This is a genomic window from Caulobacter segnis, assembly GCF_029543125.1.
GTDB classification, from domain to species: Bacteria; Pseudomonadota; Alphaproteobacteria; order Caulobacterales; family Caulobacteraceae; genus Caulobacter; species Caulobacter segnis_D.
This window is the reverse complement of the sequence record NZ_JARQWW010000003.1, coordinates 459,547-482,361: the sequence shown is the minus strand read 5'-3', so window position 1 is coordinate 482,361 and position 22,815 is coordinate 459,547. Positions and strand designations below refer to the sequence as shown.

Below are 22,815 nucleotides of genomic sequence, written 5' to 3'. Positions count from 1 at the left end.
AGACCGGCGATCGGGCGAGGGCGTCGCTGGCTCGCGTGCTACGACCAGATCGGCGTCCGGGTGGACAGGGCGGTGATAGTTCAATGGGGCGATGAGCAGCGGAAGAACGGCGGTCCTCGACGTCTTGGTCGCGGAAATGCGAAAAGTGCAGCGAACGCGATTCTAGGGGCGAGATTTGGTTTTTTCCGCCGGAGAAAGGCTGGTCGAGCCCGTAACGGGGGATCCGTCGCGCGAGGCGATCGCCTCGATCCGGGGATATGCCTACCAGATCTATCTGAGCGCTCTGGCCTGGATGGACCTGAAGCCAGATGAAACGCTCCATCTCGAAGTGGCGGAGGACTATGCGGTCGCCACCCGCCAAGCGCTGGACGCCGTCCAGGTCAAGGACACGGCGGCTTCGGCCAGCCTGACGCTGCGACACGGCGATGTCATCGCAGCGATCGACTCCCTGGTTGATCTCATCGACCGAAACCCAAGCCGCACAGTGAGGGTTCGATTTCTTTCGACGGCCGAGATCGGCCTTGAGCGTGCAAAGGCCGATCGGCCATCCGGTATCGCGGGGCTGGAGTATTGGCGCAAGGCTGCGGCCGGCGCGGACGTGGCTCCACTGCGAAAGGTGCTCGACGGTCTCGCCCTTAAGCCTGAAACAAAAGAGTTCATAGATAAGCGTAATGACGTCGAGCTTCGGGAGGACATGCTCAGCCGCATCCACTGGGACGTGGGGCGGCCTGACATGGCGACTGTCCAACAGGAATTCGACCTTGCGTTGCTCAGCCTTGGATCGCGTCATGAGCTGACGCCCCAAGAGGCGCGACAGTTGGGCGATACGCTCCTTGTGGCGGCCCTGCGCACCGTGATCGAGCCGGGTTTGCGAGCGCTTTCAGCGTCGGATCTGACGAGCCGGGTTGAGGCGGCAGCCACGATCAATTTGCCGCGCCGCCAGATGGAAACTCTCCTTGCTCAGGCGCAGGGCCGCGTCGCCGCTGCACCCAGGCCAATGCTGCCCTCGCTCAGCGCGACGCCGCTCCCGTCAATTCTGGCGCATCGAACCCTCGCGGTCGGTGAAGTCCTTCGGGCCCTTGGCGAGGAAAGTGCGGCGTGGATCCATGGGGGAACCGGAACCGGCAAATCCTTGCTCGTCCGGCTTGGCTGCGACGCTGTGGGCGGCGATTGGCGGATCGCCGACCTGTACAATCTCGAGGGGCGTGAGCTTGAGGCCAGGCTGGATGAGCTTGTCGGCGTCACCGCCACCAATATCTTTGACGGGATCGTCCTCGACGATCTCAACGACCACACGAACCCGTCGGTCGAACGCGGCCTTGCTCGGCTGATCGCCGCCTTGCGCCGGCGAGATCGCCGGATCGTCATCACCAGCTACACGCGACCGTCCGCTCGGGTGCGCGATGCCATGGGCTTGCGCGCGGATTCGGAGGTTCTGATCGGGCATCTGTCCGTCGCGGAGGTGGCCCAGCTTGTCGCCGATGCTGACGGCGATCCGGATCTTTGGACGCGAAAAATCTATCTCGCCAGCGGGCCTGGCCACCCCCAGCTCGTCCAGGCCTTGATCGCCGATCTTCGCCGCCGGCGATGGACCGCCCAGGGCGGTGATGACCTGACCGCCATGAGTATCGGCGACCTTGCGTTGGGTGATGAACGCGATGCGGCTCGTCGCCGGCTGATCAGGGCAGCCGCGCCGGACGCGCGCAACCTGATCAATCGCCTTGGGCTGATGATGGGGCGCTTCGATCGCTCGATGGCGATAGAACTTGCAGCGCTGCCGCCGCCTATCCCTGACGCCGGCGCTCATATCGACGGTCTCATAGGACCGTGGATCGATCGACTGGCGGACGGGAAACTGCGCCTGTCACCGCTTCTGATCGGTTGCGGCGCGGTCAACTTGACGCAGGCCGAGCAGTCTTCAGTTCATAGTTTCGTCGCCGATCGATTGACCCCGGAAGGTGGTCTCGATGTGACCCAAGTTGGGGTCGCGCTGGTCCATGCTTTGGCCGCGCCATCTCCTTCTGTGCTGACGAAGATCGCACTGGCGATATTGGGCACGTCGATCAATCAACTTCCTTCGCTATCGACCTGGTTGATGCCGCTGAGGGCGCTCAAGACGGACGGTCCGATTTTTCCGGCCGATCTCGTGGTCAGCCAACTTCTTCGGCTCGCTCAGTTGATTGTCGAGGCCGAGGCGCCCGCCGGCGGCCCGCTTGGGGTGATCTGGGAGGCTTTTGAGCGGGAGAGCGCCGCAATCGAGGAAAAGCGGCGCGAGCAGCTCGAGGTTATGGCCTTGAGCAAGATTCTCATGTCGAAGGCGTTCGCTCGCGATGTTCCAGACTGGGTGACCTACCTCTCGCGCTTCGCGTCATTAATGCAAAGCCGTCCCGATCTGGAAGCCCTCGTCGCTGAGTACAAAGCGGGTGGAAAGGACCGGCCGGATAACATCTTGGGGTTCATGTTCATGAACCTTGCGATGGGCGTCCCCTCCGTCGACGCCTTGGAACACACGTTCAACCTTCTGGACCGGCTTCCCGCCGAGCGTCGCCGTGATCTGCTGGCCGGCGTCAACGCCGATCGCGACGACCGAGCGCTTCTCGTCAGCCGCGCTTGGGTGGCGGACAATGACAAGGGGACGTTGGACGCCGCCGCCGCCGCAGGGTCGTACGCCAGGATGGCCACGATGGCGGAGACGTGGAAGGAGCCGGCCCTGGCGCAGCAGGCTCTGATCGCGCAAGCCGTGATGTACGACGAGTACCTGGAGCACAAATCCGATGCGCTTGCGGTGCTGAAGGCAGCCGAGGAAAAGTTCGGCTCCAGCGTCGCGATTTCCCGGGCCCGAGCCAAGCTTTTCTATCGCGGCCGAAATCACGCTCAGGCGCTGGAGCTGATTGAGAGCTTTATCGACGATCTGCAAGGCGATGGTGTCGAGCGCGCATTTGTGCTCCGCGAAGCGGGGATCTGCGCCGGTGAACTCGGACGGTTTTCTGATGCCCGGCAATGGTTTGAAGCCGCTCACCTGGCTGCATCGAATGTGAACTCCGAAACCATGGCGCCGATGGCGGTCGGTCTTTTGGCGGACGCGGCGGTCGCGGCTTCTCGCGAGGGTGATCCTGTCGAGGCTGTCGGTCTGATGGCGCGAAGCCTGGAAGGTCTCGAACGGATCGATCCGGAAAGCTCCTTGCGCGCCAAGTACGTCCATAGGGTCGTCGGGCACGCAACGATGTGTCTGTGTTCGTCGCTCACGGGGACATCGTTCGGCAGCGACGAGGACCAGCAGGTCCCGTCAGGATCTTGCAGCAATCCTGATCCTGACCCCGATTTCGCGACGCAGCCGGTGGCCCCGATTGAGGCGGCCTGGTACCTGATCGCCGAGGCCGACGAGGCCATTGGAGGGAAGGCCGGCCAAGCGGTTCGGCTGGAAGATCGCCTCAAGGGCAAGGTCGTCTTGGAATGCGAGGCGTTGGCCGCTCGCCGTCGCGTGGATAACGCCGCAATTTGCTGGGACATGCATCAGCTTGCTCGCGCAGCCGAAGACTACCTGCGCATTCGGCTCTGGCTGAGCGATCAAGGTGCGTCGCGGCCCGAGCATCTGGAGGCGGTAGCGGGTCCCATTCCAGCGCCAGGACCGAATGCTGCGGGCAGCGCCGCGGACTTGGTCGATGGTGTTCTGGTCTATGTGCTGCTGACGGGCGCTCTGAGTGGTCGCACCAACGCCATCGCGACGGTTCAGGAGGTCTCGCGCCACCTGCATGACCTTGGCTATCCGGAGGGTTGGCAGCGGTTCAACGACGAGCGCACGGACCGCGCCGCTGTGGTCGTCGGCGCCTGGCGCAAGTTGGCCGATCAGCAAGCCGTGGCCCCAGCAGAGCTTTTCGTCGCTGGCTTCTATCTGCTTGGGTGGCTCGAAAACCCGGCGTTCAAGGAACCCTCCGATGCGCTGATTACAGACTGGGCGCGGCGCAAGTGGTCGTTCGTGCTCCAGCACCAGAGATTTGCACTCCTCAATCCGTCTTCGGCGAGCGAGGCCATCGAGAAGGCCTTGGCGTCCGATCGGGAGGGCGGGCAGCTCCTCGCAGATGTACTTATAGCCGCAGCCCCATATGTGGATGTCGTGCTTGGCGAGCAGGCGATGGCGTACTTGCGCGACAGGTATGCGGGCGCGTGACGGCCAATTCGCCTGCCGACCTTGATCCGGCGCGTGCGTCGGCGGATCGCGCGATCCAAGCCTACGAGGCCCTGGCCGCCGCTGCATCCTTCGAAAGTGCCAGGTCCGCTTGGGAAGATTACCTCATCCACTGGCGTCGCGCCTTGAACCGCTGCGAGGCAGCTGGGCGCAGGAGGTCCAAGGCTTACGCCGCTCCGATCACTCGCGTGGCCGCCGATTCGGCGCTCGCCTACCTTTGGGCCGCCCGAAACGCCGACGAGCATGGCGTCGCGCCGATTAGTGCGCCGCAGGAAAGCATCATCGCGGTGGGCGCCTTCGGTGGGTATGAGGAGAGCGTCCGAACCGAGGGGGATGGCAGGCGGATATACACGTACACGCCGACCTGCGATGACCCGCCACCGTTCATCTCCTTCTTGCCGGAGCACCTTCGGCTGCAGCCCGTCATGGAGCGGGGCCAGCTCCATGCTGTTCCAGACGGCTACAACTACGATCTAGGCGAGACCTTCGCCGCAGTGGCCCTCGCCGCCTACGGCCTCGACTTTCTCCGTCGCGAGATGTCCGACCTGCAGGGCTGATGTTGGCGCACAGCGGATGCAAGAGCACCTCGTTCACACCGACCTGGCTCCGCGCCCGCGGACGTCAGGTTTACGCCAGAGCTGAATGTCTGGAGTTGGCGCAGAGCCGAACCGGCAAAGCCTCAGACCTCAATGTCGGCGTCGATCTGAATCACAGAGGTTTCGACGAAGGAACCGAGCTGATCGCGCAATTCGTTGTAGATGTCGTCAGCCGGATTGCCGGACGAAAGGGTTAGGATGAAGACTACCTCCATTGCCGGAACTTCTTCAGTCGCGGTCAATCCGTGGAGGTATAGGTCGCGGACATAGGTGCGCGCATATACTTTCAGCGTCTCGCCGTCGAATGAGACCCCTTGAAAGGCTCGCGCATGCTGGCGTACGGGGCTCCACTTATGATCTTGAGCCCGTGCCTCGGCTTCCGTCGCCTGACCGGTTTCCAGACCGCCCAGCAGATTGTGGTTCTTTCCGCCGCGCTGGAGCTGGAGCGCGGTCTCGACACGGGCGCTGAAATAGTTCGGTCCGCCGATGTCCGTTACCATCGGGTGCGGGTTGAGGATGGCAGTGAGCTTGCCTTCGCCGCGCAGCTTTCCGGTTTTGCGTAGCGCTGGCGGGATCGGCAAATCCCAATAGTAAGCGGCGCCGGGACGGAGACGTGCCGTCCACTGCATGGTGACGTAGCCGGGTGCGCAGTCCCAAGGCAGGGTCGGACCAGGGGCGCCGAAACCAAAAGCGGCGTCGTGTCCTATGCCGTCGGCGCGATGCAGGAGAAGTCCTTTCACCAAGTCGGGCCTCGGATCGCGCAAGCGCTGCGCTGTATGGGCCGCGAGAGGTGAGGTGAGGGCTGTGGCGAAGCTCGATCCCTGCGTCAGCAGCCCGCCGAGGACCCGCACGCTAGAAAAATGCGACAAGTCGGGCTTCAACATGCTCGATGGCCCAGGTCCAGTCAGACTCACAGGACAAGCGCCCGCGACGGCGCCGTCATCATTATGAGCCCGTCCGCCAACGGTGAGCGCCGCTTCGCAGTCCGCCGGCGGCTGCAGGAGGGCGCCCGGTTTGTTGCCCACGGAAATAACCGGCAGGACATCGTGCTTGCGTGCAAGCAGTGCGATGCCGTGTCCGAGATAGCTAACGGCCTCAGGGTCGCAGGAGGCCGGCTGGTTCATCGAAAAGTTCCAGACCTTGGTGTCCGGGTAGGCCGCCATCACCAGATCGAGATAGGCTAAGAACTCTTGCGGATCGAGCAAGACGCCAGCGTCCTTGCGCGGAACCGCTTGAACAATGCCGATCTGGCAATAAAGCGGTGGAAGCACCAGATTGTTGTTCCAGTCGTGCCCCTGGACGACCAGAGACGTAACCCGATTGCCGTGCGCCGTATCGGCGAGGCTATTTGCTACAAACGGCGGAGCGCGCCAGGCTTCGGCCGCTGCGTAGGAGCCGGCGGTCAGCCCCCCGTCGACGACGCCAACGATGGGCAGGGCAGCCATGGTTTTCGGCAACGGCCGGTCCGGCTCTACCCCTTCTCCGGGCGCGGTAGAAGCGATCGGTGCGATAGGTTCAAGTCGATAGACTGTGCCAGATGCCGCCAGTTTGGTAAGCGCCAGTCGCGTGGGCACAATCACGGTCGTGACGGCCCGCTTCTCCTGACGATAGGCCCTCAGAGCGAGGCTGAAGCGATCCTGTCCTGCAGCGATGCGCACCCCCCGTTGTAAAAGAGTGGGCGCTTCGGATAGGTCGATCCCGAGGTCGGCGAGCAGGTTCGGCGCGGCTTCGATGACACCGTCGCGCAGAGCCTCCAGGCGATCCAGCAGCGCCTCGCCTGCCTCGTCGTCGTGCAGGGGCATGAACCAGGCCAAGAAGGCGCGACCGCCTTGAAGCTTCGGAGCGGCCGCCCACGCCTCGTCGAGACTGCGGAGGCCCGAGGGATCGGCCTCATCGAAAAAGCGCACGCCCTGGATACGCGATAGATCCACCATATCCACGGTGCGGTCCGTCGCCTCCGCCGCAGCGGCGAGGCGAGGCAACCACGCTGTCTCGACCTCGACCAAATAGCCGGAGCGGAATGGGGCGATCAGGCGCGCGCCACGTTCGGGGGAAAGGAAGTCTTTAGGCGTGTAGCTTGGGGCGAGTGAGTCGTCGAACATCGCGGCGTACACGACCACGCGGCCGTTGAAGCGTGGCGCGTCCGGCGCTGTCGCCGCCAGCCCTCGAAACTCACGAGCCAGACGTGCGCGTTGCGCGCCAAGGCGAGAACTCAGGATCGCCCGGGCGTTTTTACCGCCGCCAGTGACACGTTTGGGGCTGGGCTCCTTGGTGAAGCGTAGAACCGGATTGAGGAGAGGGCGGGCGTCAGCGGGCATCGGTCGGCTCCTGGCTTCCGAGATATCGGTGTGCCATCTGACGGCTGACGCCGAGCAGTTTGGCGATATCGGTGACAGTCATCTCGCCGCTGTCGCGCAGTCGCGCGGCGAGGCGCTTCTTCTCCTCGGCTGACAAGTCACCGTCATGGACGAGCTCGGGCGCGCCGGGTCGCGAGAGCGTGACCGCGTTAAAGACCTGCGCTAGGGCGAGCGGCGCGCCGTCGAGGATGGCGCGACGCCGCGCGCCGAGGGCGATGTTCTCGATGTCTGCGCCGCTGAGCCCGGCCGACAGTCGCGACAACAGGGCGACCTCAAGATCGGGCCCGGTTGCGTCCCCATAAAGGAACCGCGCCCACATCTCGCGCCGCACGTCCTCTTCCGGCATGTCTAGAGCGAGCTTGTAGGGGAAGCGCCGCCAGATCGCGGGGTCAAGCAGATGAGCGTGATTGGTTGCGCCCACGACCACGACGTCATCGGATAGAGAATCCAGACCTTGCAGAACGGTATTTACAACCCGCTTGAGTTCTCCGAGCTCATGTCGGTCATCGCGCACCTTGGCGATGGCGTCCATTTCATCGAGGAAAAGGACGGCGTTGCGTTGCGGGATAAACTCGAACACGCCGCGGATGTTTTTGGCGGTCTCGCCCAACCGCGAGGAGATCATCGAGTCCAGCCTGACGATATAGAACGGACGCTGCAAACGCGCCGCGATGTGACCGGCGAGCAGAGACTTCCCGGATCCCGGCGGACCGTGCATCAACAAGCCCAGGCGGGTCGCCACGCCCTCGCGCGCCAAAAGGTCGATATTGGCGGCGTCCTCTAGGAACCGAGCGACCGTCTTGCCAGACTGTTCGTTTAGAAAAGCGGGCGTCGTGGGCCACTGACCTTCTTCGACAAGCGGCAGTCTCGACCCGGCGTCGCGCGGCAGAGCTTCCGCATATCCACTGGCCTGAAGCGGAATTGCGCGCTGCTTGAGCGCGGCCTGGAGCGCTTTGGCGCCGGCGGCATCACCACTTTCCGCCAAGGCGCGCGCCACGCGGTTGCCCACCCGGCGTACGCGGGTGTAGTCCGCCTCCAAGGCGGCATCGAAAATCTCAAGAAGCGTGGCGGTGTCAACTGTCATGCGCCATATTGACCACGCCTACCGCGCTTAGTCAACCGCAATCGCCAAAGTGTAAACTCGCAATCAACGAAGGCCGACCAGCTTGCGCAAGCGCGATCTGCACCACTGTTGGTCGAGATCGTCCGATTGTGGAGGACGCAGCGTCACTTAGATCGTAGTCGCCCTCTGCTGGCCGGACCCGCGTCGATGCGCGCAAGCAAGGTTTCGCTGGGACCACGCCAGGGCGTGGCGGAGGGCCTGTGCGAGATCGGGGAAGCGGGCCTCCATCGCCTCTGGACGAGCCGGCTTGAAGGCCTATAGCGCCTAAACACGCGTGTGGCGGGGAAGGGTTATGTGGGCGCCGCGGCCTTCGCCCGAACTGATGTGATCGCGGCTTTCAACTCGGCCATGGTGAACCGAGTCGATCGCGGGGGTTTTATAATGGCGACGCCGTCATAGGTGACCCCGAGCACTCGAAAAGTGCGCGAGTTCGATCGCGTTGACTTCATGGCCCTGCCTCAACCGATCAAATCCGACAGCAGCATAATGCATACGAGAGCGCTGCCGAATCCCGAATCTAGATACCCTCCGACGATCTTCCAGCGAGGTGGTGATGGCTCAGCGGGCAGGGGGGCAACGTAGCAGGACGTACGTACCAGTCGATCCGCCTGTGCTGTCCGTGAGCAGCTCCGCAGTCCAGGAGACATGGTCGAACCTATTCGATCCAGGCACGCCGCCAAGCACCGTCAGTGCGTATCGGTTGGCGCTCCGTTATTTCTTCTCCTCGCCGCAGGTCGCAGAGGTCGGCGCGGCGCAGCATGTCACTGATGCCATCGTTAGAGCCTGGGATGACGCTGCTGCCGAAGCTGGTGTTACGACGGCGACGCGGAGGCAACGTCTAGCTGCAATCGCTCACTTCTACCGACGGCTCAGGATATACGAGCCGTCTCAGGTCAATCCAACGTGGGGCATTAAGCCCCCGCGTTTGGAGAAAGCGCCCGCAACTACGGCGCTCGATCGCAATCAGATAAAGATGCTGCTTGAAGCGATGCCCACAGAGACATGGCTCGATATCCGTGACAGGGCAATCTTCGCCACCTTTTACTTCACCGCGATCAGAGCTTCCGAGCTCACCGGCCTCAACATTGGGACGATTGCTGACATTGGGGGCACACGTTGCCTGCTCGTCCAAAACAGCCGGAGACAAGTTCGGCGACTCGCAATTGGGCTACAGTTCAGCACGATCCTCGATGCCTACCTTGACGTCCATCCATATCTCGACGGTCCCGATACACCGCTTTTTCCGTCGAAATCCGGGAAGAGGCTTTTACGCCAGGAGACTTGGTCAATCATCACCAGGCGCTTCAAAGAGTTGGGCATCGATGGTGAAGGGATCTCTAGCCATTCATTCCGCGCAGCGAGCCTTACGAACTACCTCGAGAGCGGCGGAGACCTACGAGGTGCTCAACAGCTTGCTGGTCACTCCAGCGTAAACCTCACGCGGCGCTATGATCGGGAAGCCCATGCGTCCATCGATGTAAGTCTCTTACGTCTCTGACGTGAGAGACTAGATGCCGCATCTATTTTGGCCAAAAGCCGCATCTATTCCGGTGCGAAAAGCCGCATCAATAGAATGGGGCATCTATTTTGGTCAGTGAGGAGCAGCGTCGCCTACTACAATAGATGCGTAGTTTCACTGGAATTGATGCTGCATTTGAAGCGACCATCGTCGATACGAGGATCGCACTCGGTCAGAAATTTCGCGGCAATTGACGCGCAAGATCAGGTGCTAGATGTGGCTTAGTGGCCCGGGGCGCCGTACGCGCCAGTCTGTTGTTCAGCACGAGGCGCGGTGTTTTCTAATCCCCGTCAAACATAGACCTAGAATCTACGAACTACTTGATGTCGCCGCGGATCGCTGCCGGCTCGCCTACTGTATCTTATAACATACAGGCGTGCGGTAACTTATAACGCATTGCCAAAGCACTCGACGCTTACTACGTGGCGGCTATGGACCGGACGATCGCAAGCTTTAAGCGGCTGATCGCGGCGCTGACCCTCGTGGTCGCCGTGTTCGTCGCTGCGCCTGTCATCGACGCTGTCACCTGCGCGCCAGAGTCGCCCGTTGCGGCGGCTGAGCATGTCTCCTCTGATCACGGACCTAAGGGCGGCGACCACGGTGGAGCAGGGGCGGATCACGCCGTCTGCGCGCATGGACATTGCCACCACGGCTCGTCTCTCCGGGGCGAGTTCATCGCCACTGAGACGCTGACGCTGGTCGGCGCCAACGATCGTCCGCTCATGGCGGATCCGGCGCTCGCCTCGATTACACCCGAAGGCCTGAAGCGCCCACCCAAGGCCTGACCGCCGCCGCGCCGATGAGCGCGTCTCGTGTCAGCTCTTTGGGACTCCAATCATGTCATCCGTATTTCGGCGGCCGCCGCGCTTTGCGGCCGGCTGCGCGTGGATCGCTCTAGCGACCGCGCTCACCAGCCCTGCCTGGGCTGAACCCGCGCCCCCGTTTCAGGACCTCCTGAAGCGGCTCGATCAAACACCAGCCGCGCAAGAAGCGGCCGCTCTTCAGGACGCCGCCGAAGGACGGCTCCTCCAGGCTCGCGCTCGACCCAACCCTACGCTCGGCCTTGATGCAGAGAACGTGCTGGGGCGGGGTGCTTACTCTGGCTTCAACGCGGCCGAGACGACCTTGTCGGTCAGCCAACAACTGGAGCTTTGGGGGCGGCGGGGCATTCGTATCGACGCCGCCAGAGCCGAAGCCGGGGCTGCCGCCCGCCGCCGCGATCTGGCCGCGTTCGATGCGGCCGGCCGCCTTGCGTTGGTCTATGCCGAAGCCGAGGCCGCTCAGCGCCGCTACCTCCTTGCAGATGAGGCCCTGTCGCTTACCGAAGCGGACACCAAAGCTGCGCGCCTGCAGGTGGAGGAGGGGCGTGAACCGGCCCTCCGGGGTGTCCAGGCGCAAAGCCAGTCGGCTGCGGCTGCCGCCGCGCGCGATGAAGCGCTCGCCGAAAGGGACGCAGCCTTCGCTCGTCTGCGAGCCGTCGCCCTGTTGGCAGAACCTGTCACGAGCGTCGAGGTAAGCCTCCTGGATCTTAGCCCAGCGCAACGTGGCGATGGGTCATCGACACCCCCGTCGGTGCAGGTGGCTGAGGCTGAGCGTCTCGCGGCCGAGCGGGCCATCGCCGTGGAGCGTGTGCGCGCCATGCCCGATATTACCGCCAATGTCGGTGTGCGGCGGTTCGAAGTCGATGATACGGCGGCCGTCGTGTTCGGCGTCAGCATGCCGCTTCCTCTGTTCGATCGGAACCGGGGTAATCTGCGGGCCGCACAGGCCGAGTACCGGGCGGCAGACGCAAGGCTGTCCTCGGCGCGTCAGGACGCGGCGGCGGGCTATGCGGCGGCGAGCGCGCGTCTTCGGGCGTCGAGCTCACGCGTGCAGGCCACCGACGTGGGCGTCGCCACAGCTCAGGAAGCCTACCGTCTGTCACGCATCGGCTTTGAGGCCGGGCGCATCTCACAACTTGAGCTGCGAACGACACGGTCGGCCCTGATCGACGCGCGCACGACCGCTGTCGAAGCCCGTCTCACGCGCGTCCGCGCTGAAATCGATCTGGCGCGCCTGGAAGGCCGCGCCCCTTACCAAGGCTCATCTCAATGAAACTCTCCAAAAGCCTCCTGATCGGAGCAAGTGTGGCGGCTGTCGTCGCTGCGGGCGTGGCCTTCAACTGGCCGCGTGAACAGCATCCACCGGCGGACGCGCAGGCGCCGCAGTCCGGCGAGGCCTCAGAGCCCAAAGCCCCTGAAGGCGTGATCGCCCTCGATGCGCAGCAAATCGAAGCCTCACGCATCGCTGTCGTCACCGTCGGCAGGGGCGGCGGCGCCGAAACCCGCGTCTCGGGCCGCGTCGAGGCCATGGTCGACGCCAGGGCAGCAGCTGGCGCCGCCGTGGCCGGTCGTGTCGAACGTGTTCTGGTGGCGGCCGGGCAAACGGTCCGGGCGGGTCAGCCGCTGGTCACCCTGGTCAGCGGCGACGCAGCATCGCTCGCGGCCGACGTCTCGGCGGCGTCGGCCCAGGCCGAAGCTGCGCGTCTGGTCTACCAGCGCAACCGCAACCTGGCCGACCAGGGCGTGGTGGCTCGGCAGGAGGTTGAGGCCTCACGCGCACAACACGCCGCCGCCGCCGCCGCCGCCCAGGCGGCGCGAGCTAGGACCAGCGCCGCCGGATCGCCAAATGCGTCGGGGCGTCTGAGCATCACCAGCCCGATCTCTGGCGTCGTCACCGGCGTTCAGGTCGGACCTGGCGGCTTCGTCGCCCAGGGCGGCGTGGTGGCCGAAGTCACCGACCCGACCCGCGTGGAGCTGGTGTTCAACGCGCCAGCCGGCCTCGCCAACCAGGTGAAGGTGGGTTCGGCTATCCGCGTCACCGGACCGGCCGGCGACTTCCAGGCCGAAGTGACCGGGGTCGCCGCCAACGCCACGCCGCAAAGCGGCGCGGCGGTGATACGCGCCAGAGCGGCAAGCGCGGTGCTTCCGCCGGCGGGCGCCGCCGTCACCGGAGCGGTCGTCACCCAGACTGGCGACCAAGGCTTGACCGTTCCGGCTGACGCCATCCAGACCCTGGAGAGCGGGCCGGTCGTGTTCGTGCAGGTCAAGGAGGGCTTTCGGGCTCGCCCAGTCGTCGTCGGCCGTCAGGCTGAGGGTCGAACCGAGATCGTCAGCGGCCTCACCGGACAAGAGCGGATCGCTTCCACCAACACCTTTTTGCTGAAGGCTGAGCTCTCCAAGGGCGAAGCCGGGCATGGGCACTAGGGAGCAGGCCCATGTTCAAACCCATCATCGAACTTTCCGTCCGCCTCAGGTGGTTCGTCGTCCTCATCGTCGCCGTCTTGGCCTCCTACGGCCTCTTCGAGCTGACGAGACTGCCGATCGACGCTGTTCCGGACATCACCAACCGCCAAGTCCAGATCACGACGGTCGCGCCGGCGCTGGCTCCCGAACAGATCGAACGCCAAGTCACCTATCCTCTGGAAACCGCCATGGCCGGCATTCCCGGCCTCACCAGCACGCGATCGCTCAGCCGCAACGGCTTTAGCCAGATCACCGTGATCTTCAACGACAAGACGGACATCTACTTCGCCCGCCAGCAGGTGGCCGAACGGATGGCCCAGGCGCGCGAGCGCCTTCCAGAGGGCGTCGAGCCCGCCCTAGCGCCGATCACCACCGGCCTGGGCGAAGTCCTCATGTGGACGGTGGACTATAAGCCGTTCAATCGCGCCCTGGCTCGCAACGGCAAGCCGGGCTGGCAATCTGACGGCGCCTATCTGACGCCGGAAGGGGACCGGCTCGCCACGCCCGAGCAGCGCGCCACCTATCTGCGCACGGTCCAAGATTGGATCGTCGCGCCGCAAATGCGCACCGCCAAGGGCCTTGCCGGCGTCGACACCGTCGGCGGCTACGTCAAGGAGTATGCGGTCCGGCCGGACGTCGCGCGCCTGTCTTCCTACGGACTTGGACTGCAGGACCTGATCACAGCCCTGGATCGGGCCAACATGCAGGCCGGCGCCGGCTATGTGCAGCGGGCGGGCGAACAGCTCGTGGTGCGCACCGACGCCCTGGCGCTTCGCACCGAAGACCTCGCCCAAGCTCCGGTCACCAACCGCAACGGCCTGGTGGTGCGCGTGGCTGATGTGGCGACTGTCGAGATCGGCCAGGCGCCCAGGCTTGGCGGCGCCAGCCGCGACGGGCACGAGGCGGTGCTTGGCACCGCTCTGATGATCGCAGGCGGCAATAGCCGCACGGTCGCCCAGGCGGCGGGCGAGCGGTTGGAGGAAGTGCGCAAGACCCTGCCGCCAGGCATCGAGGCGGTGACGGTCCTTGACCGCTCGGCCCTGGTGAACTCCACCATCAAGACCGTGGCGCGCAATCTCACCGAAGGCGCGCTACTGGTGGTCGTCGTGCTCTTCCTGCTGCTGGGCAACATCCGCGCCGCCAGCATCACGGCGCTGATGATCCCCATCAGCTTCCTCTTCGCCGTCATCGGCATGAACCGCTTTGGCATCAGCGGCAATTTGATGAGCCTTGGCGCTCTCGACTTTGGGCTGCTGGTCGACGGGGCGGTTGTCGTCGTCGAGAACACCCTGCTGGTGCTGGCGCAAAGACGTGCTGACCTGGGGCGCGCTTTGACCCGCAAGGAGCGCTTTGAAGCCGCGGGCAAGGCGGCCGGCCAGATGGTCAAGCCGGCCGCCTTCGGCCAGCTGATCATTCTTCTGGTCTTCACGCCGCTCCTTCTGCTGGAAGGCGTCGAGGGCAAGACCTTCATCCCCATGGGCGCCACAGTGATGCTCGCCCTGATCGGGGCCTTCATCTTCTCCTTCACTTTCGTGCCTGCCATGACAGCGCTGCTGGTGCGTGAGCCCAAGAGTGTCCATGTCGCGTCGAACGGCGAAGCCGAGGAGCACGAGACCCTGGTCATCCGCTTTGCGCGGCGCTGGATCGAACCGGCCATATCTGCGGCCGTGGCGCGTCCCAAGGTCGTCCTTATCTCGGCCCTCGGGGCGCTCGTTGTCGGAGGTCTGGCTTTTGCGACCCTTGGTCGAGAGTTCATCCCGACCCTCGATGAAGGCGACATCGCCATGCAGGCGCTGCGCGTGCCGTCGGCGTCCCTGGAGCAGTCGCTGGCCATGCAGATGGCCCTGGAGCGCGCCATCACGGCACAGCCCGAGGTCGAGACCATGTTCTCGCGCACCGGCACGGCCGAGGCGGCGGTCGACCCCATGCCGCCGAACATCTCCGACAGCGTCATCGTGCTGAAGGACCGCAGCGACTGGCCCGACTCCAAGCTTCCCAAGGAAGACCTCATCGCGCGGATCGAGAAGGAGGCTTCGCTCCAGATCGGCAACAGCTTTGAATTCAGCCAGCCGATCGAGCTGCGGTTCAACGAGCTGATCTCGGGCGTGCGGACCGACCTTGCCGTCCTCGTCTATGGCGATGACTTCGCCACTTTGCAAAAGGTCGCCGATCAGGTGGCCGGTCAGCTTCGCCAGACCAGCGGTTCGGCCGACGTTCGTGTGGAGCAGGCCTCGGGACTTCCCACCTTGACCATCAGCGTCGATCGGTTCGCGGCCGCCAACTACGGCCTCACCGCCGGCGATGTCAGCGATGCGGTCTCGGCTGCGATCGGCGGTGCGCAAGCCGGTCGGATTTTCGAGGGCGACCGCCGCTTCGACGTTGTCGTGCGCCTGCCGGAGACGGCTCGCAACGACCCGGCCAGTCTGGCGGCGCTGCCGATCGTGTCGGCCAGTGGAGTCACCGTGCCGCTGTCGTCGGTGGCGCGTATCGAAACCGCTGAGGGACCCAACCAGATCAGCCGCAACAATGGCAGCCGCCGCATGGTTGTGCAGGCCAATGTGCGCGGCCGCGATCTGGGCGGCTTCGTCGCTGAGGCTCAAGGCAAGGTCGATCAGATCGCCTTGCCGGCCGGCGTGCGTCTGGAGTGGGGCGGGCAGTTCGAGAATCTCAAGCGGGCCGAACAGCGCCTGGGGCTGGTGATCCCGGTCGTGTTCGTCCTTATCGGGCTGCTGCTGTTCATGGCGCTGGGCTCATTCGCCGAAGCCGGACTGGTGTTCGCTTGCGTGCCCTTGGCGCTGATCGGGGGCGCGCTGGCGCTTGTCTTGCGCGGCATGCCGTTCTCGGTATCTGCGGCGGTCGGCTTCATCGCCGTCTCGGGCGTGGCCACCCTCAACGGCCTTGTCCTCATGCAAGCCATCCGTGAACGCCTCGACAGGGGTGTCGCCAGCGTCGAGGCCGCCGTTGAGGGGGCGACAAGCCGCCTGCGCGCCGTGCTCACAACCGCTCTGGTCGCCATCGTTGGCTTTATCCCCATGGCCATCGCCCACGGCGCCGGCGCCGAGGTGCAAAAGCCCCTGGCCACGGTCGTGATCGGCGGGCTGCTGACGTCCACGGCTTTGACCTTGCTGGTCTTGCCGACCTTCGCCGCCGTGGCGGCTCGCCGTCGCAAGCCAAAGGCGATCGAGGAATGACGACCAAGGCGCAATCGGAACGTCGCCAGCGCAAGACGCTGGCGACGGTGTTCCTCCTCAACGCGGCCCTTGCGGGCGGGCTTGGAGTTGGCGGCGTCGTCGCTGACTCCAGCGCGCTGCTCGCCAACGCCGTCGACAACGGCTCGGACGCGGCGGTCTATCTGATCAGCTTTCTGGCTGTGGGCAGGGCGGGCAGGTGGAAGCGCGGCGCCGCCCGCCTGTCAGGGATCATGCTGCTGATCTTCGCCGTGGGCGTGGTGGCCGACGCCGTCCGCCGCTGGGTCGTCGGAACCGAGCCTGTCGGCGGCACGATGATGGTCCTGGCCCTAGTCGCCGCCGTCGTGAACCTCGTCTGCCTGATCCTCGTCAAACGGCAGGGCGGCAAGGATGTGAACATGCGTGCGGCCGAGACCTTCAGTCTGAACGATTTCGCCTCAAACGGCGGCATCCTCCTGGCTGGCGCGCTGGTCATGCTCACAGGCCAAGCCTGGCCCGACCTGGCGATTGGCGTCCTCGTCGCCGCCATAGCGTTGAAGGGCGGCGTCGAAATTCTTCAGGACGCGCGTCGCGAGTCCGACAGGCAAGGGGAGGGCCGCTGATGGCCGACCAGAACCACCAAGATCACGTTGCGTCTTCCGGTTCCGAAGACGAACACGCCCACGCTGGCCTCCTCGGCGCCAACACCGAACTAATCTTCGCCCTGGCTTGCGGCGCCTTGCTGGGCATGGGCTTTGCTGTCGAAAAGCTCGTCTCTGGCGCACCGGGCGCGTTGCCGATGGCCTGCTATATTGCAGCCTACGGCTTCGGCGGCTTCTTTACGACGCGCGAGGCTCTTGAGAACCTCAAGCACAGGAAGTTCGAGATCGACACCCTGATGCTGGTCGCCGCCATGGGCGCGGCCGCGCTTGGGGAATGGGCCGAAGGCGCCTTGCTGCTCTTCCTCTTCAGCCTAGGCCATGCGCTCGAGCACTATGCCATGGGGCGCGCAAAGCGCGCCATCGAGGCGTTGGCCGAACTTGCGCCCGACACCGCCACCGTCCGTCGGGAAGGGCAAACTCTCGAGATTGCGGTGCAGGAGCTGGTGGTCGGCGACACCGTCATCATTCGTCCCAACGAGCGGCTGGCGGCCGACGGCTTCGTCACCAAAGGCGCCAGCGCGATCAACCAGGCTCCGGTCACTGGCGAAAGCATCCCCGTCGACAAATCACCCGTGGCTGACCCGGCTATAGCCCGCGAACGACCAGACTCTCTCGACGCTGCGAGCCGGGTGTTCGCCGGCACGATCAACGGCGGCGCGGTGATCGAGATCGAGGTGACCCGTCGCTCGGACGAGACCGCCCTGGCCAAGGTCGTCAAGATGGTCAGCGAGGCGGAGACCCAGAAGTCGCCGACCCAGCGGTTCACCGAACGTTTCGAACGGTTCTTCGTCCCCGCCGTGCTGATCACCGCCGTTCTTCTGCTCTTCGCCTGGGTGGTCGTGGATGAGCCTTTCACCGACAGCTTCTACCGCGCCATGGCCGTCCTCGTGGCGGCAAGCCCCTGCGCCCTGGCCATCGCCACGCCCAGCGCCGTGCTGTCCGGCGTCGCTCGGGCGGCGCGTGGCGGGGTGCTCGTCAAGGGCGGCGCGCCTCTGGAGAACCTTGGCTCGCTCAAAGCCATCGCCTTCGACAAGACCGGAACTCTGACCGAGGGGCGTCCGCGGATCACCGACATCGTTGCGGTCGAGGGCGCGACCGAGCAGGAGCTTCTGGCTGTGGCGGTGGCGGTCGAGGCTATGAGCGACCATCCGCTCGCCCAAGCGATCGTCAGGGATGGGCGTAAACGTCTGGGCGAGCAGACCTTTCCTGTGGCGACCGATCTTCGCAGCTTCACGGGCAAGGGCGTCGCCGCGAAGATCGATGGAGACACCGTCTGGATCGGCAAGGCTGAGATGTTCGGTGCGGACGGCGTGCCCGCGCTGGATGCAGTCGCCAAGAATGCCATCGCCAAGCTTCGCGAGGCGGGCCGTACGACCATGGTGGTGCGCAGGGCGGGGAGGGACCTTGGCGCCATCGGCCTGATGGACACGCCAAGGGCCTCGGCGAAGGCCGCGCTTGCAAAGCTGCACAAGCTGGGCGTCAGCCGCATGATCATGATCTCGGGCGATAACCAGAAGGTCGCCGACGCCATCGCCAGGGAGGTTGGGCTCGACGAGGCCTGGGGCGACCTGATGCCCGAGGACAAGGTGGCGGCGATAAAGAAGCTCGCCGGTGAGGACAAGGTCGCCATGGTCGGCGACGGGGTCAATGACGCCCCGGCCATGGCCAGTGCGACGGTCGGCGTCGCCATGGGGGCGGCCGGTTCGGACGTCGCGCTCGAGACAGCGGACGTAGCGCTGATGGCCGATGATCTCGCTCATCTGCCGTTCGCGGTGGGCTTAAGCCGCGGCACACGGCGGATCATCCGCCAGAACGTCTTCGTCAGCCTCGGCGTCGTGGCGATACTGGTGCCCGCGACGATCATGGGTCTGGGGATCGGGCCGGCTGTGATGATGCACGAGGGGTCGACCTTGTTGGTGGTATTCAACGCCCTTCGCCTGCTGGCTTACCGCGATCCGATGACGGCCAATGACGAACTTGACCCTGTACCAGCTACAGGGCGCAGGGTGCAGGCATGACAAGCTGCTCAACCACCAAATCCACCACGCCTTCCGCCGGATCGTCTTGCTGCGGCCAGACCGTTCGCTTCGATGGCGCCTCGAAGGCCTACCGGCGCATTCTTGCGGCGGTGATCGCCATCAACCTCGTGGGGTTCGTGGTGGTCGCGGTCGGAAGTCTGGTGGCGCAATCGACGACGCTTGCGGCCAACTCACTGGATTTCGCGGCCGATGCAGCCACCTATGGCCTTAGCCTCTGGGTGATTGGCAGAAGCGTCGCGGCCCGGACCAATGCGGCTTTCATCAAGAGCGCCAGCCTGGCGCTCTTGGCGGCCAGCGTCGTCGGCATCGCCGTTTGGCGACTGGTGTCGGGCGCGGAGCCTGAGGGCTTCGCGATTTCTGGCGCAGGACTGTTCGGCATCGCCGCCAATCTGCTCGCCGCGCTGCTCCTACTTCGATACCGCGACGGCGACGCCAATGTCCGCTCGGTTTGGCTCTGCACCCGCAACGATGTCATCCAATGCATCGCCGTGGCGTTCACTGGTCTTGTGGTCAGCTTGACGGGCTCGCGCTGGCCCGACCTGATTGTCGGCGTCTTCCTGGCCGTGATTTTCCTTCGCTCGGCTTGGCAGATCACCCTGCAGGCGCGCGAGGAGCGGAGCGCCGCTGGAGCCGCGGCATGACGCTCAAGCCGAAACGGTTGGCCGCCTATCGCGACGAGGCCGCCTTGGCGAAGGAGGCGTTGGCCAAAGGCGATCTTGACGAGGCCTTTCGGCGCCTGGAGCGCGCACACATCCTGGGTCAACCTTCGGCCGGAGCTCATAGCTGGGCCCATTGGACGATGCTGAAAGTCGGCTTGCGCCGGCGTGACTGGCGCGAGGTGAGGGGGCAGATAATCCGCCTGGCGGCGGGTGGCTTACTGTCGTGGATGGGACGCTTGCCCGTCGGCAATACCGGGGGCGCTGATGTACCAGCTGAAGCGCCGATGCCAGTCCCGTCCGATCTGGTCGAACTTTGTCAGTAGTTGGCTATGCAACGACACGCGTGACGGCGCGCGGTGACGACTCCAACGTTCGCGCCGGCATCACCTATGTAAAGCCCTTCTGAATCATGGCGGCTCCTAGGCGGACATGCTCCACTGTAGCCCGCGTCCGAAAAACCTACGTTTTCCGGACAGCAGCTGCCGGCGACGCATCGTTGAAATATTTCCGGGTAGGTGCGTCCGAGAACTCTGTAGCGAAATCAAAGTCGCGAAACCTCCGCATCGGACGAGTTTCGGGACAGTCGCGACCTGGGCGATGGCGGTGTCTTCGTTCTCCGGGCCGGGACAATGCCGCATCTATTTTGGCGAAAAGCGGCATCTATTCCGGTGCCAAAAGCCGCATCAATTAAATGGGGCATCTATTATGGTCAGTGATGAGCAGGGACGTCGCCTGGACGGCCCCATCCATTTAGCGTCTAATATATATTATCGGAAATCTCGGCCGTGATTGACGCCTCAGGCAGGTCGCCCCTGGCAGCGTACGGCCTGAAGGAGCAGCTTCCAGTGAGCGCAAGCATGGCGCTCCACCTCTTGCCCAATCTTCCTGTCCACATTTGCGGGCGCGACGCAACGGAGCATCATCGTGTCAGTCTTGTCGGAGCGCCAAATCCAGCTTGTCTCACTCGCGTCGCGGCAGGCTGCCCTTGAAGACGCGCTTGTGGCCTGCACGCGAATGATCGGCCGCCGGCAATGACGTGACGAGGCCCTGGGAAAGTTAAACGCCAGACATCGGGCCGAACCTGAACTTCCCAGATTTCCAAGGAAAACAGCGACGCGTTCCCTTCGATCAAGGGAACCACAAGCTTCGCCTTGAGTTTAGCTCCTGCCCGTAGTGCGGCGGGTGTCGCTGGGGCGGCGACTGTGCAGACGACGTTTCATCAGATCCATCTTTTCGTCGGCTCGGCTGAAGAACGCCGATTTACGCTGCCCTTTGCCGTGATCGCGCGTATGGATCGCGCAGCGATGCACAGGGGGCGATGATGGCGTTGGTGAAGAAATCGGCCTTATCCGGCCGCCGAGCCGCCTCATCCGTTGCGCAAGAGCCCGCCTCGCCTCCCCGTCGCCGCCCCCTGACCCGAACGACAAGCGCCCATGAACGCATCGGCGCTGCGACCCTGGAGCTTGCGGGCGGCCTGGCCGAAGCCGCCGGCGCCGCGGCCGAACTGGGTCAGGCCCTGACCGTCATCGCCTCCGGCGCAGAGGAAGCTGCTTCGGCCGCTCAAGAGTCGATGGCCGCCGTGACTACCATGGGCGCGGCTTTCGAACAGGCGCGAACACGCGCCGACGCCGCGCGTCAGCGCACCTTGGCGCTGCAGGAGCTGGCGGCCGAATCACGTCGGGCGGTGACCGCTTCGGTGGAGGCGGTCGCCCAAAACGCCCGTCGGCAGATCCAAAGCGTCGAAATGGTCGCCGCCCTAAAGGCCCATGCCCAGCGGATCGAGGCCCTAATGGCCGGGGTCGCCGACATCGCCGAGCAGACCAACCTTCTGGCCCTGAACGCGGCGATCGAAGCCGACCGCGCCGCGGACGCGGGCCAAGGCTTTACGGTGATCGCCGACGAAATCCGCGCCTTGGCCGACGCCGCTCGGTACCGGTCAAACGACATCGGGGGCATAAGCCGAACGATCGACGCCGGCGTGCAGGAAATCGTCGCCCGTCTCGGCGCCGCCGCCGACCTCGCCGCCGTCGAGGCTGGACAGGCCAAGGGCGTCACTGATTTGCTCGCGCAGATCGGCGATGATCTGATCGCCTTGCGCCTGGACAGCGAAGCGGTCCTCACCGCCGCCATCGACTCCGCCGCCGCCATCGAGCAGGCCAAACGCGGCAGCGAAGTGATCGCCAGCGCCGCCGAAGAACAGGCCGCCGCCGCCGCCGAGGCGCAGGCGGCGGTCGAACAACAGACGAGCTCGCTCGAACAATCCGAAGAGGCCGCGGCCGAGCTTTCAGGAATGACCGATCAGATCGCCGCCGGAACGGTCACGCCCGAGGCGGTCACGGCGATCTCAGCCGCGGCCGAAGAGCTTTCGGCGGTCATTCAGGAGCTGTCCGGCTCCGCAAGCCAAATCCTCGTAGCCGCCGACCAGATCAATCGAGGAGCCCAGTCGCAGGCGAGCGCCACCCAGGAAGCCTCTGCGGCCATGGACCAGATCCAGGAGTCGGCTCAGATCGCAGCCGCCCGCGCCCGTCAGACCCAGGCGCGCGCGCAGGCCACGCGCGCCCTGCTCTTGCGCAGTCGCGCCGATGTGGAGCGCATGATCGCCGCGGTGGCGCGCGCCCGTGAAGAAACGGACGCTGTAGTCCTCCTGGTCGACGCCCTTGAAGGCGGATCGCGCCGCATCGCCAAGGCCAGCGACGCCATCATCCTGCTGGCCTTGCGCACCACAATGCTCGCCACCAGCGGTGCCGTGGAGGCCGCGCGCGCCGGCGAAGCCGGCCTCGCCTTTAAACTTGTCGCAGCTGACGTCCGCACTCTGGCGGACACCGCCAGCCGCAACGCCGACCAGGTCAAGGACCTGGTGGACGGGGTTGGACTGGAGGCGGGCCGCATCCGCCGCGACCTGGAGACGATCGCCCGCGCCGCAGAGGCGGAAGTCGCTCGCAACGCGATTGTTCTGGAGCGTCTGGGCGTCATGGCCGCCGATATCGACACCCTCCTGGAAGGCGCGGATGAAATCAGTCAGGGCGCTGATGTGATCTTGCGCGCCGTCAGCCAGGTCGGCGCCGGCGTCGCCCAGATCGCCTCAGCCGCCGATCAGGCCGGAGGCGCGGCGTTTCAGGTGGCGGGCGCGGCGCGCGAGCAGGCGCGTGGCGCAGAAGACTTGGCCGCGGCGATCGAAGAGGTCGCCCTGCTCGCGCAAGCGCTCGCAGCGCCCGCTGGCTGA

The 22,815-nt window shown here is 64.9% G+C and carries 14 protein-coding genes; 12 read left to right on the top strand and 2 right to left on the bottom strand.

Going from position 1 to position 22,815, the window contains the following annotated elements; translation table 11 throughout:
* Positions 1-175: 175 nt before the first annotated feature.
* Both P7B02_RS11370 and P7B02_RS11365 read left to right on the top strand, forming a co-directional pair.
* Positions 176-4,168, top strand: coding sequence for a hypothetical protein (locus P7B02_RS11370; RefSeq protein ID WP_277786456.1), 3,993 nt, complete (start codon positions 176-178; stop codon positions 4,166-4,168).
* A gap of 206 nt (positions 4,169-4,374) precedes the next feature.
* Positions 4,375-4,743, top strand: coding sequence for a hypothetical protein (locus P7B02_RS11365; RefSeq protein WP_277786455.1), 369 nt, complete (start codon positions 4,375-4,377; stop codon positions 4,741-4,743).
* 122 nt (positions 4,744-4,865) lie between these two features.
* Here the strand turns inward: P7B02_RS11365 and P7B02_RS11360 are convergent, their stop codons facing one another.
* Both P7B02_RS11360 and P7B02_RS11355 read right to left on the bottom strand, forming a co-directional pair.
* Entirely contained in the window at positions 4,866-7,100 is a 2,235-nt protein-coding gene (locus P7B02_RS11360; protein ID WP_277786454.1) for a S8 family peptidase, read from the bottom strand.
* The gene (locus tag P7B02_RS11355; protein WP_277786453.1) at positions 7,090-8,223 is read right to left on the bottom strand and encodes an AAA family ATPase; all 1,134 of its coding nucleotides are present in this window, start codon (positions 8,221-8,223) and stop codon (positions 7,090-7,092) included. The genes P7B02_RS11360 and P7B02_RS11355 overlap by 11 nt, the downstream gene beginning before the upstream one ends.
* 658 nt (positions 8,224-8,881) lie before the next feature.
* Between P7B02_RS11355 and P7B02_RS11350 the strand changes: the two genes are divergently transcribed.
* The 10 genes from P7B02_RS11350 to P7B02_RS11305 all read left to right on the top strand — a co-directional run bounded on the left by P7B02_RS11350 (position 8,882) and on the right by P7B02_RS11305 (position 22,815).
* Entirely contained in the window at positions 8,882-9,760 is an 879-nt protein-coding gene (locus tag P7B02_RS11350; protein WP_277786452.1) for a tyrosine-type recombinase/integrase, read from the top strand.
* 452 nt (positions 9,761-10,212) lie between these two features.
* On the top strand, positions 10,213-10,566 hold the full coding sequence (locus tag P7B02_RS11345) for a hypothetical protein (RefSeq protein ID WP_269717188.1): 354 nt from the start codon (positions 10,213-10,215) through the stop codon (positions 10,564-10,566).
* A 52-nt stretch (positions 10,567-10,618) separates the two neighbouring features.
* On the top strand, positions 10,619-11,875 hold the full coding sequence (locus P7B02_RS11340; RefSeq protein ID WP_269717189.1) for a TolC family protein: 1,257 nt from the start codon (positions 10,619-10,621) through the stop codon (positions 11,873-11,875).
* 32 nt (positions 11,876-11,907) lie between these two features.
* On the top strand, positions 11,908-13,026 hold the full coding sequence (locus tag P7B02_RS11335; protein WP_277786451.1) for an efflux RND transporter periplasmic adaptor subunit: 1,119 nt from the start codon (positions 11,908-11,910) through the stop codon (positions 13,024-13,026).
* A gap of 11 nt (positions 13,027-13,037) precedes the next feature.
* Complete coding sequence (locus P7B02_RS11330; protein WP_277786450.1) at positions 13,038-16,256, top strand: efflux RND transporter permease subunit; 3,219 nt, start codon at positions 13,038-13,040, stop codon at positions 16,254-16,256.
* The gene (locus P7B02_RS11325; protein WP_277786449.1) at positions 16,253-16,855 is read left to right on the top strand and encodes a cation transporter; all 603 of its coding nucleotides are present in this window, start codon (positions 16,253-16,255) and stop codon (positions 16,853-16,855) included. Before P7B02_RS11330 ends, P7B02_RS11325 begins: the two co-directional genes overlap by 4 nt.
* Entirely contained in the window at positions 16,855-18,912 is a 2,058-nt protein-coding gene (locus P7B02_RS11320) for a heavy metal translocating P-type ATPase (protein WP_277786448.1), read from the top strand. Before P7B02_RS11325 ends, P7B02_RS11320 begins: the two co-directional genes overlap by 1 nt.
* On the top strand, positions 18,909-19,574 hold the full coding sequence (locus P7B02_RS11315; protein ID WP_277786447.1) for a cation transporter: 666 nt from the start codon (positions 18,909-18,911) through the stop codon (positions 19,572-19,574). Before P7B02_RS11320 ends, P7B02_RS11315 begins: the two co-directional genes overlap by 4 nt.
* Positions 19,571-19,915 (top strand): DUF3703 domain-containing protein, encoded by a 345-nt coding sequence (locus P7B02_RS11310; protein WP_269717131.1) that lies wholly within the window; start codon positions 19,571-19,573, stop codon positions 19,913-19,915. The genes P7B02_RS11315 and P7B02_RS11310 overlap by 4 nt, the downstream gene beginning before the upstream one ends.
* Before the next feature lie 998 nt (positions 19,916-20,913).
* Positions 20,914-22,815 (top strand): methyl-accepting chemotaxis protein, encoded by a 1,902-nt coding sequence (locus P7B02_RS11305; protein WP_277786446.1) that lies wholly within the window; start codon positions 20,914-20,916, stop codon positions 22,813-22,815.

Coding starts and splice junctions, on each gene's coding strand:
- P7B02_RS11355 (WP_277786453.1), bottom strand. CDS start 8,223: ATGACAGTTGACACCGCCACGCTTCTTGAGATTTTCGATGCCGCCTTG.
- P7B02_RS11340 (WP_269717189.1), top strand. CDS start 10,619: ATGTCATCCGTATTTCGGCGGCCGCCGCGCTTTGCGGCCGGCTGCGCG.
- P7B02_RS11315 (WP_277786447.1), top strand. CDS start 18,909: ATGACAAGCTGCTCAACCACCAAATCCACCACGCCTTCCGCCGGATCG.
- P7B02_RS11305 (WP_277786446.1), top strand. CDS start 20,914: ATGGCGTTGGTGAAGAAATCGGCCTTATCCGGCCGCCGAGCCGCCTCA.
- P7B02_RS11345 (WP_269717188.1), top strand. CDS start 10,213: ATGGACCGGACGATCGCAAGCTTTAAGCGGCTGATCGCGGCGCTGACC.
- P7B02_RS11310 (WP_269717131.1), top strand. CDS start 19,571: ATGACGCTCAAGCCGAAACGGTTGGCCGCCTATCGCGACGAGGCCGCC.
- P7B02_RS11325 (WP_277786449.1), top strand. CDS start 16,253: ATGACGACCAAGGCGCAATCGGAACGTCGCCAGCGCAAGACGCTGGCG.
- P7B02_RS11360 (WP_277786454.1), bottom strand. CDS start 7,100: ATGCCCGCTGACGCCCGCCCTCTCCTCAATCCGGTTCTACGCTTCACC.
- P7B02_RS11330 (WP_277786450.1), top strand. CDS start 13,038: ATGTTCAAACCCATCATCGAACTTTCCGTCCGCCTCAGGTGGTTCGTC.
- P7B02_RS11320 (WP_277786448.1), top strand. CDS start 16,855: ATGGCCGACCAGAACCACCAAGATCACGTTGCGTCTTCCGGTTCCGAA.